Source organism: Aestuariirhabdus haliotis, from assembly GCF_023509475.1.
In the GTDB taxonomy this organism is placed as follows: domain Bacteria; phylum Pseudomonadota; class Gammaproteobacteria; order Pseudomonadales; family Aestuariirhabdaceae; genus Aestuariirhabdus; species Aestuariirhabdus haliotis.
Genome location: NZ_JAKSDZ010000006.1, coordinates 39,943 through 52,360 on the forward strand (window position 1 = coordinate 39,943; position 12,418 = coordinate 52,360).

General features: G+C 52.8%; 12 protein-coding genes. 6 read left to right on the forward strand and 6 right to left on the reverse strand.

Annotated features, from left to right (window positions below; genetic code table 11):
• Positions 1-35: 35 nt before the first annotated feature.
• From ccmE to ccmA, 5 genes are all read right to left on the reverse strand, one after another.
• On the reverse strand, positions 36-482 hold the full coding sequence (gene ccmE, locus MIB40_RS06610) for a cytochrome c maturation protein CcmE (RefSeq protein ID WP_249692218.1): 447 nt from the start codon (positions 480-482) through the stop codon (positions 36-38).
• Positions 479-658: a heme exporter protein CcmD gene (gene ccmD, locus MIB40_RS06615; protein ID WP_249692220.1), complete on the reverse strand. Its 180-nt coding sequence runs from the start codon at positions 656-658 to the stop codon at positions 479-481. The genes ccmE and ccmD overlap by 4 nt, the downstream gene beginning before the upstream one ends.
• A 12-nt stretch (positions 659-670) precedes the next feature.
• On the reverse strand, positions 671-1,414 hold the full coding sequence (locus tag MIB40_RS06620) for a heme ABC transporter permease (RefSeq protein WP_406566440.1): 744 nt from the start codon (positions 1,412-1,414) through the stop codon (positions 671-673).
• Positions 1,415-1,489: 75 nt separating this feature from the next.
• Positions 1,490-2,185, reverse strand: coding sequence for a heme exporter protein CcmB (gene ccmB / locus MIB40_RS06625; RefSeq protein ID WP_249692222.1), 696 nt, complete (start codon positions 2,183-2,185; stop codon positions 1,490-1,492).
• 5 nt (positions 2,186-2,190) lie between these two features.
• The gene (gene ccmA, locus MIB40_RS06630) at positions 2,191-2,823 is read right to left on the reverse strand and encodes a cytochrome c biogenesis heme-transporting ATPase CcmA (RefSeq protein WP_249692224.1); all 633 of its coding nucleotides are present in this window, start codon (positions 2,821-2,823) and stop codon (positions 2,191-2,193) included.
• Between the two features lie 227 nt (positions 2,824-3,050).
• On the opposite strand from ccmA, the gene fliK reads away from it, so the two are divergent.
• Both fliK and MIB40_RS06640 read left to right on the forward strand, forming a co-directional pair.
• Positions 3,051-4,499 (forward strand): flagellar hook-length control protein FliK, encoded by a 1,449-nt coding sequence (gene fliK / locus MIB40_RS06635; protein WP_249692226.1) that lies wholly within the window; start codon positions 3,051-3,053, stop codon positions 4,497-4,499.
• Positions 4,500-4,544: 45 nt separating this feature from the next.
• Positions 4,545-4,865 carry an EscU/YscU/HrcU family type III secretion system export apparatus switch protein gene (locus MIB40_RS06640; protein WP_249692228.1) on the forward strand — a complete coding sequence of 107 codons (321 nt, stop codon included), beginning with the start codon at positions 4,545-4,547 and terminating at the stop codon, positions 4,863-4,865.
• Between the two features lie 125 nt (positions 4,866-4,990).
• On the opposite strand, the gene MIB40_RS06645 is transcribed toward MIB40_RS06640, so the two are convergent.
• Complete coding sequence (locus MIB40_RS06645) at positions 4,991-5,434, reverse strand: rhodanese-like domain-containing protein (RefSeq protein ID WP_249692230.1); 444 nt, start codon at positions 5,432-5,434, stop codon at positions 4,991-4,993.
• A gap of 287 nt (positions 5,435-5,721) precedes the next feature.
• On the opposite strand from MIB40_RS06645, the gene MIB40_RS06650 reads away from it, so the two are divergent.
• The 4 genes from MIB40_RS06650 (at position 5,722) to MIB40_RS06665 (ending at position 12,340) form a co-directional block, all read left to right on the forward strand.
• The gene (locus tag MIB40_RS06650; protein WP_249692232.1) at positions 5,722-8,049 is read left to right on the forward strand and encodes a serine/threonine-protein kinase; all 2,328 of its coding nucleotides are present in this window, start codon (positions 5,722-5,724) and stop codon (positions 8,047-8,049) included.
• 14 nt (positions 8,050-8,063) lie between these two features.
• Positions 8,064-8,420, forward strand: coding sequence for an FHA domain-containing protein (locus MIB40_RS06655; protein WP_249692234.1), 357 nt, complete (start codon positions 8,064-8,066; stop codon positions 8,418-8,420).
• Positions 8,421-8,504: 84 nt separating this feature from the next.
• Positions 8,505-9,689: a BaiN/RdsA family NAD(P)/FAD-dependent oxidoreductase gene (locus MIB40_RS06660; RefSeq protein ID WP_249692236.1), complete on the forward strand. Its 1,185-nt coding sequence runs from the start codon at positions 8,505-8,507 to the stop codon at positions 9,687-9,689.
• A 356-nt stretch (positions 9,690-10,045) separates the two neighbouring features.
• A complete protein-coding gene (locus tag MIB40_RS06665; protein WP_249692238.1) occupies positions 10,046-12,340 on the forward strand; it encodes a bifunctional diguanylate cyclase/phosphodiesterase in 2,295 nt (764 codons plus the stop codon).
• Positions 12,341-12,418 lie beyond the last annotated feature (78 nt).

Genomic DNA, 12,418 nt, shown 5'->3' on the forward strand with positions numbered 1-12,418 from the left:
TATGCACACAGGGTTCTAAGGTTGCGTAGCCGCCATCAAGTTTCCGTCGATTTGGGGTGTCCGGCATTATCGATGGCTTCCTGAACTTCCGGAGGCATATAGTTTTCATCGTGTTTGGCCAGCACCTCTACCGCTTCAAACACACCATCATCACGAATCTTGCCCTGGGCGACGATGCCCTGCCCCTCACGAAACAGGTCCGGCAGGATACCGGTGTATTCTACCGGAACATTCTCGGCACCATCGGTAATATCGAAACGCACCAGCAAACTCTGCGAATCCCGATTCACACTACCAGTCACTACCAGGCCACCGCCCCGAATCCTTTGGCCTACGGGGGCTTCACCCTGGGCAATCTGGGTTGGTGAAAAGAACAGGTTAATATTTTGCTGCAGTGCGACTAACGCCAGGCCCACCGCTGTAGCGACACCAAACACCAAAAACAACACAACCATCAGGCGTTTTTTACGGATTGGATTCATGATTGCTTAGCCTCTCTGCGCAAACGGCGCTTTAAATCAACAATAAAATTCTTGCGGATACGCATCGGGCTCCACACATTGTAAACCACAACCAGCGCCCCGATGGCATAGCAGACCCAGACATAAGGCCCATGGCCACCCATCTCGATAAAGCTCGCAAAACTGTCAAAATACATGCATCACCTCAATCAGACCTCGGGTTGAACAATTTTCTTCACCCACTTGGTACGCTTTTCACGAATCAGCACCTCGGTCCGTAATCGCATCAGGAAGACCAGGGTAAAAAAGCAATAGAACGCCGCGATCGACAACAGCAAGGGGATCAGCATTTCAGTGGCCATGGCGGGCCGTTCGGTCAACGTTAAAGTGGCCGGTTGATGCAAAGTATTCCACCATTCCACGGAGTATTTGATGATGGGGATATTAACCAGTCCCACCAGGGCCAGGATAGAGCTGGCTTTGGCGGCGGTGGACTCGTTATCAAACGCCGACTGCAACGCCATAAAACCAAAATAGAGAAACAACAGCAGTAACATGGAGGTGAGTCGTGCGTCCCACACCCACCAGGTTCCCCAGGTCGGCTTACCCCAGATAGCGCCGGTCAACAGAGCCAGAATGGTAAAGGAAGCGCCAATCGGTGCACTGACCTTGGCTGCCATATCCGCCAGCTTCATTTTCCAGATCAGGCCGATTGCGCCGGCAACCGCCATCATGACGTAACAGGCCTGGGCCAAAAACGCTGAGGGAACATGAATAAAAATAATTCGGAAGCTGTTGCCCTGCTGATAATCAGCAGGTGCAAAGGCCAGGCCCCAAACCATAGCGACGCTCAGCAACAGAACACTGGCCAAGCCCAGCCAGAACATCCATTTATCCGTGATGTCGTAAAACCACTTGGGCGAGCCCATTTTGTGAAACCAGGTCCAATTCATCGCAATACTATCCCGATCAATTTCATTGTCTTTCTACCTTTAATACAACTACCTGCTGATTTTTCAGCCAAACCTTCAACCCGCAATACTGACCCGTAAAGCCGCGGCAATAGCAAAGGGTGCCAGAGTCACGGCCATCACCAGAAACACTCCCAACCACAGCAGGTGAGCACTGAAGGGCATACCATTAATGGCAGCCCCTACCGCGCCGGTGCCAAAGATTAACACCGGCACATAGAGGGGTAAAATCAGTAATGACAGCAGCACACCACCTTTCTTCAACCCGACGGTTAAAGCGGCTCCGATGGCACCGATCAGGCTCAGCAAAGGCGTTCCCAGAAGCAGGCTGGCCAGCATTGCCAGATACCCCTCCCAGGGCAAAAAGAGTATCACCGCCAGCACGGGGAATAATATGGTTAACAACAATCCGCTGACGACCCAGTGACTAAACACCTTGGCCAACACCAACAGATAGAGGGGGTAAGGGCTAAGCAGCAGTTGTTCGAGGGAACCGTCGTCGTAGTCAGAACGGAACATTGCGTCCAGAGACAACAGGGTCGCCAGCAGCGCCGCCACCCAGATAATGCCAGTGGCAATCTCCGCCAAAAATTCCTTATCCGGGGTAACCCCCAACGGAAACAGGGTGGCGACCATGACAAAGAAGATAAGCGGATTGGCCAGATCACTCTGGCTACGCAAGGCCAGGCGCAAGTCTCGCTTCAATACGATAAGGCAGGACTGTCCGAGGCTCGGTTTTACTAGCTTATCCATCCCGGTTACGACTCCCTGACATCCAGACTGATACGACGAAGATCCGGATAAACCATGGCCAGATCGTGATGGGTGGTCAGGATGATCGCGCCACCCTGTTCGGCATGACTGACCAGCAACTGCTCGAGCGCCGCTACACCGGCCTTGTCGATGGCGGTAAAGGGTTCGTCCAGAATCCACAGCGGCTGCCTGGCCAGGTGTAAACGTGCCAGGGCAACACGACGTTGCTGCCCAGCCGACAGACTGTGACAGGGAACATCTTCGTAACCGTAGAGACCCACCTTTTCCAGGGCATCGTTGACGTCATGGTCGGTGACACTGACGTGCAATCCACAATACCAGGCCAGATTTTCCTGAGGGGTGAGTTGGGCCTTGACGCCGACACTGTGGCCAGCATAGAGCAACTCACTAAAATAGCTTTCACGATCATCACGGATAGCAACCCCACGCCAATGAATGTCGCCTTCGAAATCCGCCGACAAACCACAGAGGGCCCGCAGCATAGTGGTTTTGCCACTACCATTGGGCCCTTCAATCTGGAGTATCTCTCCCGGGCTCAGGTCAAAATCCAAAGCCTGGAACAGTACCCGCTCGTCTCGCTCACAACCCAGCTGGCGTACTTCTAGAAAGGGGCTCAAACGGCGCTCCGTATCATGTGTCAGGTTTCTCAACAGCTCTTCGGAAGATAATCAGGCAGCCACTTCCAAAAGCCAATCGAGTCAATTCCATATTGATCAGTTCGACAAAAAGGATCTTAAAACAACCCGTTGCGAACGTTTGCCATTATATACAAAAAGTTTCCAAAACCGATGAGCCTGATCAATAATAGTTCCATAACAGGCCACCATCGGCACTCCGAACCCGCATGTCGATCGATCCCCCCAAGCAAAGCCCTCCCACACCGGCCAACCGCGTGGCTGACAGTTTGCTGCGCTCAACCGGGGATAAGACCGGAAACCCAAATACAGGCAACAAACCGGCAACCGATCCCTTAGGGCGTTTACTGGACACCATCAGCCAACGCTCACCCCCCCAAATTGCCGTCACCATCAAGGCCATCCAAAGCTTTGTGCCCAGTAAAGAACCGGTTATTGAGCTGGTCCGTGACCCGACGCTACTGGTGCGCGCCCTGGTCGCAGGTAAAGAACTATTATTGGCGACCCGCCAATTACCCCCCGTTAACCAGCCGCTGCTGTTGGTTGCCAATGGCAATACGTTGAGCTTGCAACCTCAGCCCGGCACGTCAACCGACCAGGTCCGTTCGGAACTGCTGCAGCAACTGCAACAGCTGACCCCCTTCAGCCGCCGCCCGCTGATAGAGTCGATTCGACAATTGGTCAGTGCTCCCACCGCCCCCCCGGCAACCTCCAACGGGTTAAACCAGCAAACCTTACAAGCGCTGCAATCCCTGCTCGACCGCTTGCCCACGCCCTCGAGCTTCAGCTCTCCCACGACGGTTCGTGAGCAACTGTTAAACAGTGGACTACACCTTGAGCAGCGTTTGTTGCAATTGCCCGGCACAGCTCCCGTAACCAACGGAAAAACAACCCTACCGGGCCAGTCGATATTGCCAACGCAGGTCGCCGACCTCAAAGCGCTTCTGTTGACAACCTTGCAATCGGTCGCCACCAACGTTTCGGGCTTGCCCTCCACTAGCCAGCCCTTACTGCAACTGCTGCAATCACTGCTACCCAGTGCACAAGCTGGCGCCGGCCAGAGCACCGCTTACAGCAGTGAATCGCCGCCACCTCCCCCTCCAAGCTTCCCCCAATTCGCGCAAGCCTTGCTCCCTGCAGAAGGGCGAGCCGGCAGCAGCGAGATCAGCTCGCAACAACTAATGCTGCAACTGGCCACCGCCCTGGCCCGCATTCAAACCCAGCAGGTTCTCAGCGGGCTGCAGCAACAGGGCCTGTCTGCCGACCCCAATGGCCCCCTTAATAGCTGGTTGTACGAGTTACCCGTACGCAACGAACATCAGGTCGACAGTATTCAACTGCTGATCGAGCAATACGCCGATAAAGAGAAGAAAAAGCAACGCGGAGAGCCCGGCTACCGCTGGCAGATCAACCTGGCTTTTGAAATAGCCCCGCTAGCACCCTTTCAGGCACTGCTGAGCCTGATCGATAATCGTGCCTCGATCGCCGTCTGGGCCGATGAGGCCAAGACCCTTCAACTGTTAAGCCAGCATATAGGTTCATTGCGAGGCGCCCTGGTCGGTGCCGGAGTGGAAGTCGAAGAGCTACGCTGTAAACGCGGGCTGCCCGTTCCCCAAAAAACACGATTGGATCGTAGCCTTGTTGATATCCATACCTGATCCAGACTGCATCATTTTACACCGACCACATCCAGGAGATGGCTTATGACGCAGCAGCCCCCGAATAACCAGGATAAGCCCTCTAGTGCGGTGGCGCTGGAATACGACGGGGAAAATGCACCCCATGTATCAGCCAAGGGCCAGGGAGATCTCGCCGAGCAGATCATCGCGATTGCCCGCGAGCATGAAATTCCCCTGTACGAGAACCCTGAGCTAGTGCGCCTGCTAGCCCAGCTCGACCTTGGCGAGAAGATTCCCCCAAGCCTGTACATCTGTATCGCACAACTGATCGCCTTTGCCTATCGTGTTCAGGGCAAAGCACCGCCGGGCTGGACCGAACCCGAGCCTTCGGAGAAAGAGCTATAAAGAAGATTAGAATCAGCAAGCTGCCAGGCAATCACAGCCTTAGCAAAAACTCCCGGACGCTATAATGCCGTGCTGGCAGAGCTTACGGCTGAAAAAACTACCCGCCATCTCAAATAAGCTGTTCTTTAGCGCTCGGCCCAACGGTGACTCTGGCGCGGTGCGCTCTGAATCGGCATATCCCAGGCTAACCAGGCATAGTAGCCATCGCGGAAATAATAGACCTCGGTGTATCCCCATTTCGCGGCAAGGTAGCTGGCAAAGGCACTGCGTTTGCAATCGAGGTCATTGCAATAGATCACCAGCGGGATATCACGCTCCATATAACCGGGATAAAACAGCTTGCCGAAGTCTCTTCTCAGTTCCATATGGCGAGCGCCTTCGATGTGTCCCCACTGCCACTGCTTGTCGTTACGCACATCGACAAAAACGGCCCCGGCATCGTATAACTGCTTGGCCTGATGCACATTGATCGTCACTGCACCCAGCACATTCAGAGGTGACTCCACCGCCGATGCTGCGGGCACAAACCAGCAACACAATACAACCCAGTAACGAATAAGAGCGCGCATAACGAACCTCGCAGACTGATTACCCTATGCTCAGTCTAGTGAGGCACAAAGCACTGCGACGGAACCAATGGTCGCAAAAACCATTCTTTTTACTCGGTTATTATCTATGCCCGTCCCAAAACCAAGCTGAGACCTGGTACACAATCAGGAGCCATGCTTTTGGATAGACTCAGGGGCTGGCTGTGATACTGTGTGTATCCTACAAACCGCGCTTCGCCGGTTACCTGACTTAACGTTGTACTCCACTTTAACAAGGCATTGCTGCACCCTTCGTGAAAAAGCTGTTGATGAAATGGTTGCTGGCCCTCTTTAGCGCCCGATTCCTGGTAATTCTCTTGACCGGCTTACTGCTGGGAGAATGGTTAACTCTGAACGCCGCCAACCAACGCTGGCTAAGCTGGAGCGCCCTGTTCCATCCCCAGGCCGAAGACTCAAGCCTGCCGACGCCTATCCAGGTGCTCTTGCCTTATGGAGAACAACGCAAGGTCCAGGGACATCCGGTGCTATCGACCCCGCTCTACAACCTGCTTAGGCAGCAGATTAAACAGGGCGGCAAGGCTGTTCTGCAATTACCCTCTTCGCCTTTGCTATCGACGTCCGCCCTGAGCCAGCTCGGTACGGACAAAAAACTGCAAAGCAAACTCCAGCAGCTTAGGGTCTGGCAGAAAAGCGGTCAGTTGATGTTGGCAGTAGACCCGACCCGCCCCCCCTACCCCACTGCCTATAAAGAGCAAAAAGCAACTGTTGAGGCGTCCTCGGCGCTTCCCCGCTTTATCAGTCAGAGCCTGAATCGTCAGCCCCCCGAACTGCAATCACCAACGATCACCGACAGTCAAATCCTATGGCCAACCGCTAGTGCCAACGACTACGGCCTGCCCCTGATCTTCCAGCTCGAAGAACGCTGGTACGCCGGCTTGCTATTGCAGTTGGCTCGTCAGTATTCAAGCACGACCATTCACTGGCTCGCCAACGATGGCCTTGTTGGTGAGAACGGCCAACGCTACAGCGGCAGTGACGGTTACCTCTATCCCTTGCCAAACACTCAAAATACGCCGTTGCAGTACAGCCTGAAGGACGCATCAAAACAGACCAGCCCTCGAGTATTACTCGTGATAGATGCGAGTCAGTCGAGCCATCAACCGGGCTTGGCATCGGCGATTACGGCACTGCAACAATCACAGTATCTGCATTCTACGCCCTGGAACGGTGGCATTCGTTGGGCTCTGATGCTGTCCATCGCGCTCTATCTACTGATCATCATGCCGCTTTTCGGTGTTTTGCGTGGTAGCCTGTCCAGCCTGCTAATCGGCTTGGCATTAATCACCAGCCAACTGGTCTTACAGCGCCTTTATGGTTACTGGATACCGGTTGCGGAACCGCTACTGTTGCTCTTCCTGGGTTCCGCCCTGATGATGATCCAACTCCGCCAGCAACAAGGCTACCAGCAGCTGCAACGCCGCTATCAGGACAAATCAATACAGCTCGGTAGCACCCTCTACCATCAGGGTAAATTGAACGAAGCGGCTTCGGCGATCAATGGCTGTGGTACCAGCGATGAGCTCCTTGCCCTGACCTACGATATTGCCCAGCAGCAGGAGCAAACCCAGGACCTGCAGGGCGCCCTGCAAAACTACACCCAGATCAAGCAACGCCGTCGCCAATTCAAGGATGTGGGCGAACGGATCGACAAACTCAGCGGCAAGCTGGGCGATACCGTTGCGGACATTTCCCTGGCCGCCACTCAAACCATGATGCTGCCCGAGCAAAGTGGTTCCACTCCGCACCTGGGGCGCTACGAAGTCATTCGAGAAATTGGTCGAGGTGCCATGGGGGTAGTCTACCTCGGACGAGACCCTCGCATCGCTCGCACCGTGGCGATTAAAACCCTGACCTACGATCAGTTTGAAAGCTCGCGCATCAAAGAGATGAAGAGCCGTTTTTTCCGCGAAGCGGAAGCCGCCGGGCGCCTCAACCACCCCAACATTGTCACCGTGTTCGATATGGGCGAAGAGCAAAGCCTGGCGTTTATTGCCATGGATTTCGCCAAGGGATCACCACTCAACCGCCACTGTAAACCGGGCACCCTGCTACCGGTCAGTACCGTTTATCGCATCGTCGAAGAGGTGGCCAGCGCGCTCAGCTACGCGCATCAGCAAAAAATCGTGCACCGGGATATCAAACCGGGCAATATCATGTTTGATGCCGACAGTGGTGAAGTCAAGGTGACCGATTTTGGCATCGCCCGCATCAGCGACGACTCGCAAACCAAAACCGGCAGCATTCTGGGCAGCCCCTTGTACATGTCCCCTGAACAGCTCAAGGGCTCAAAGGTCACCGGGACCGCCGACATCTACAGCCTGGGGGTTACTTTTTACCAGCTGCTAACGGGCGAACTGCCTTTCCATGGTGACAGTCTGGCCAATCTGACGTACCAGATCATCAATGGTAAATACAAAAGCGTGCGCACTCACCGCAGCGAGCTGCCCGCCAGTGCCACACGCATCGTGAACAAAGCGCTGCAAAAAGACGCCAGCAAACGCTATCAGGATGCCAGCGAAATGGCGGAAGCACTGCGCAAATCCATCAACAAGGAGTTCGCTCGCGAACCCGCCTGACACCGGAGACTATCATGGCAATACTGGCACAACTAATCGACGATGTAGTGGTCAATCGCGTCGAGATCGACCGCCCCGAAATTACCCTCGGGCGCCATCCCGACAATGATGTCGAAATTAGCGAGGCGTCCGTGAGCAGCCGCCATGCGCGCCTGATTCGTGAACCCAATGCCGCTATCAGCAGCATTATTGATATCTACATCGAAGACCTGGACAGCACCAACGGCACCTTCGTTAATAACCAGCGAGTCAATGGCCGCTGCAAGCTGCACAACAACGATTTGATTCGTATCGCCTGGAATCATTTCAAGTTTGTCGACGATAGCGAAAGCACGCTCGAACAAACCGTGTTCAGTATCGACACCGACTGATTAGAGCGAACCTTACCAACGCGGGCTGACAGGTTCGGCCTGCGCGGCTACAATACGCCGCTTTTCGCCCCTCCAGGACCTGCCTTGAACTCTTTTGACGTTATTATTATCGGCGCTGGCGCCTCCGGCCTGATGTGCGCCCTGATAGCCGGCGCCCGTGGTCGACGCGTACTGGTAGTGGATAAAAGCAACAAAGTGGGCAAGAAAATCCTTCTATCCGGGGGCGGACGCTGCAACTTTACCAATCTTGACGTTAGCGCCAATAACTATCTGGCTGACAACCCCCACTTTTGCAAGTCCGCCCTTAGCCGGTATACCCAATGGGATTTTATTTCGATGGTTTCAAGCCACGAGATAGTCTGGCACGAACGGGACCATGGGCAACTCTTCTGCGACGACAGTGCCAAAGAGATCCTGGCCATGCTGCTCGATCAATGCGAGCAGTCCGGAGTGGAAATACGCACCCGCTGTGACGTCGAGCGGATCAATAGCAAATCGGGCTATCGACTCGAGACTAACCAGGGCACCTTTAGCTGTGAATCTCTGGTGATTGCAACCGGCGGACTCTCCTTCCCAACGATGGGGGCCACAGGCTTCGGCTATGAGATTGCTTTGCAATTTGGTCATCAGGTACACCCGACATCGGCCGGTCTGGTACCTTTTACGTTTAGCGATCAGATTAAAGGTTTGTGCGAACGCCTGTCCGGTACGGCAATCGATGTCAGCATTGCCTGCAATCAGCAATCATTTAGCGAGGCCATGCTGTTTACCCACCGGGGTCTCAGCGGCCCCGCGGTATTGCAGATCTCCAATTACTGGCAGCCTGGGCAGTCTGTCAATATCGATCTCATCCCCTCCGAAAACGCCGAGTCATTATTGCTTGAACTCAAACAGGAACACCCGAAAAGCCTGCTGCGTACCCTGCTGGCCCGCTATCTACCGAAGGCCCTGGTGGCCGAGCTCGAGCAGCTGTGGTGGGGCGAATACGCTGACACTGATATGGCTCAAATACCCGACAAATGCCTGTTGGAGATTGCCCGGCTGCTGAATAACTGGTCTCTCAAACCCGCTGGAACCGAAGGCTACCGAACAGCCGAGGTTACGCTGGGAGGGGTCAGTAGCGACCAGCTTTCCTCCAAAACCATGGAAAGTAAACTCCAGCCCGGACTCTATTTTATCGGCGAAGTGGTCGATGTCACCGGCTGGCTGGGTGGCTACAATTTCCAATGGGCCTGGGCATCAGGCCATGCGGCTGGTGAAGTCGTCTGATCTCAGGCAGTCATTCCTGGGGCACCTCTGATTCATTCAGATAGATCTCTGCGGATCCTGGAAATGGTTTTTATCTAGGCGAAGCTCGCCGTTCATGTCGAGACCTGGACAAGGGCTTCAACACCGAGAAAAACCATTTTCAGGGCCGCCCTACGGGGCTTTCGGGCGAATCCAGCCTCTTTGTTATGCCTTTTTGAAAGGTCTCGACCTTACTGCAAAGGCGTGCCGCGATTCTGAATTCGCCAGAAAGCCAGAGTTCATCTGAATGAATCAGAGGTGCCCTTGACTAGCCACTGGGAAAAACCCACTCCACTGCTATATTTCCTATAGCAATAATGCCCCAAGAGGCTCTACGGATGCCTGTATTGAAGAAAAACATCTGGCTTGTTTTCTACGCTCTGGTCCTCACCGGCTCCATACTGCTGGCTTACATCTCCTACGTTCGCTGGTACGACATCAAGGAGAGTCTGCAAAAACAACAACAATATCAGGTCGAGCTGGTCAAAAATTCTGTCAGTTCAGTGCTGGAGAATCAGTCGATACTGCTGCGAGTCATTGGCTCCCAAATAACTAAAGACGTCTTCCTCAATCATCCCGATGCGATTCGATCCCTATTCGATGAACAGCTCAGATTGAACCCGGAACTGGCCGGAATTGGCGTATCGCGACCCGATGGCACACCTTTTATTGTTTCCAAAAACCTAAGGCAACTGCCCCGGTTAAACCTGTCGACCGCCAAAGAGACCAGCGAGAGTTTTAAGCGCGCATTAGTTAGTCAGGATGTCGTTATTGGCCGAACCTACTATCACCCCAATTTAAAAGAATGGATTATTCCTATTCGAAAAAGCTTGCGCACGCAAGAGGGAGAGCTTTATGGCCTGGTAGCCGTTGGTGTTTATCTGGAAGGCACCAGTTTTTGGAGCAGCGCCACTCATATCAATCCACACCATCAGCTATCCGTTGTGCGCGACTCAGACCTCTATTTTCAGTTCTACTCCTCGGGCTGGAATAATTCACAACAGAGTTATAACAAACCATTAACACAGAACAGTTTTGACACCTTCGTTCAGCGTTCCACGGAAAAGTATCAGATTTCCGAATTTGAATTACGCAATGGCTCAACCCAAATATCACTGGAATATAACGTTCGTGGCGACTCCGTTTTTTCTGATATCCGCTTCAACCCCGACTTAGGCCTCTGGTTTGTTTCAGAAATGAAAAACTCCGCGGTTTGGGATGTTTTTTATCACACGTTTTGGATCTACTGCCTAATTTTTGGCAGCACACTTGTCATCATCTTTTTCTTGTTCAAGCTTATCTATCAAGCCGATAAAAAGCGCCATCAGGCACTTGTTTATCAAGCTCATCACGACAAATTAACAGCACTACCTAACCGAAACTACATTTTGTACAAGGAAGCAGAACGTTTCGAAAAGCCTGACAATCCCTTCTCCATTATCTTTATTGATATGGACCGTTTTAAAAACATTAACGACAGTTATGGACATAAATTCGGAGATAAGGTTCTTATCGAAATCACTCGACGCTTAAAGGTCAGCTGTAATAGCAACGATTTAATCGCCCGACTGTCGGGAGACGAGTTTTTGATACTGACTTCGGAGACCAACCCGACAGAACTTACCAGCAAAGCGAAAAAGATTATTCAGACACTGTGCGAACCCTACGACATCAACAAACAGCATTTTATATTGGGGGCCAGTGCCGGTATTGCCCAGTATCCCGCCCACGGAGACAATCTGGAAGCGGTGCTAAGCTCGGCCGACCTCGCCATGTTCGACGCTAAAACACTCAAATCTTCCGTATCGTTCTTTGACCCTATTATGATGAATGATCATATTGATCGTCTTAAAATCGAACAAGAGCTGCATCGAGGGTTGAGTGAATCCGAATTTTATATGGTCTACCAACCCAAAATAGATGGTGACGGAAAAGTCTATGGTGTCGAAGCCCTGGTTCGATGGAAAAACCAGCAGCTTGGTTTTGTGCCGCCCGATCGTTTTATCTCGGTAGCCGAGTCCTGCGGCTTGATCCCGGCCCTTGGCGAATTCATCATAAAAACCACACTGACTGATATCGCCTCACTGCAAAAAGAGATTGATTTTGAATTCAATGTGGCGATCAATATTTCGGTACAACAGTTTTTCCATGCCAACTTCGTTGATCTGCTTGAGCAAGAGATCGCTGGCAGAAACATCCCTTACGATAAGATCACCCTCGAAATCACCGAAAGCCTTTTTATTGAAGATATCGATGCCCTGTTATTAATCCTGCAACGCATTCGATCATTAGGTATGGAAATTTCCCTGGATGATTTCGGCACCGGCTTCTCATCCCTTGGCATGCTGCGTCGCCTGCCCATTGACGAACTAAAAATTGATAAAAGCTTTGTTGATAACATCCTCACCGAAGAACCCGCACGACAAATGGTGCAAAGCATCATAGCCATCAGTCAGAATTATCAGATGAGCGTAATCGCCGAGGGAGTGGAAGAGATTGAACAGGCCCAATTGCTGAAAGACTTCGGCTGTTATCATTTCCAGGGCTATCACTTTGCTCGCCCACTTCCCCTGGATGAACTCCGAGAGTTTATTATCCACAATCGGGCCCAGGCTTCACCTGTTGCTGACTAGTGCACGGCTCGGCTCACCGGATTCATTCGGTTTTCTTCCTTTCAGGCCCTTTTGCGTATCATACGGGGTGCCTTAACC

Bases quoted from the DNA above. Each gene is read 5' to 3' on its own strand.
- ccmD (WP_249692220.1), bottom strand. From the start codon at position 658: ATGTATTTTGACAGTTTTGCGAGCTTTATCGAGATGGGTGGCCATGGG.
- ccmE (WP_249692218.1), bottom strand. From the start codon at position 482: ATGAATCCAATCCGTAAAAAACGCCTGATGGTTGTGTTGTTTTTGGTG.
- MIB40_RS06665 (WP_249692238.1), top strand. From the start codon at position 10,046: ATGCCTGTATTGAAGAAAAACATCTGGCTTGTTTTCTACGCTCTGGTC.
- MIB40_RS06640 (WP_249692228.1), top strand. From the start codon at position 4,545: ATGACGCAGCAGCCCCCGAATAACCAGGATAAGCCCTCTAGTGCGGTG.
- MIB40_RS06655 (WP_249692234.1), top strand. From the start codon at position 8,064: ATGGCAATACTGGCACAACTAATCGACGATGTAGTGGTCAATCGCGTC.
- MIB40_RS06620 (WP_406566440.1), bottom strand. From the start codon at position 1,414: ATGAATTGGACCTGGTTTCACAAAATGGGCTCGCCCAAGTGGTTTTAC.
- ccmB (WP_249692222.1), bottom strand. From the start codon at position 2,185: ATGGATAAGCTAGTAAAACCGAGCCTCGGACAGTCCTGCCTTATCGTA.
- MIB40_RS06650 (WP_249692232.1), top strand. From the start codon at position 5,722: ATGAAATGGTTGCTGGCCCTCTTTAGCGCCCGATTCCTGGTAATTCTC.
- MIB40_RS06645 (WP_249692230.1), bottom strand. From the start codon at position 5,434: ATGCGCGCTCTTATTCGTTACTGGGTTGTATTGTGTTGCTGGTTTGTG.
- fliK (WP_249692226.1), top strand. From the start codon at position 3,051: ATGTCGATCGATCCCCCCAAGCAAAGCCCTCCCACACCGGCCAACCGC.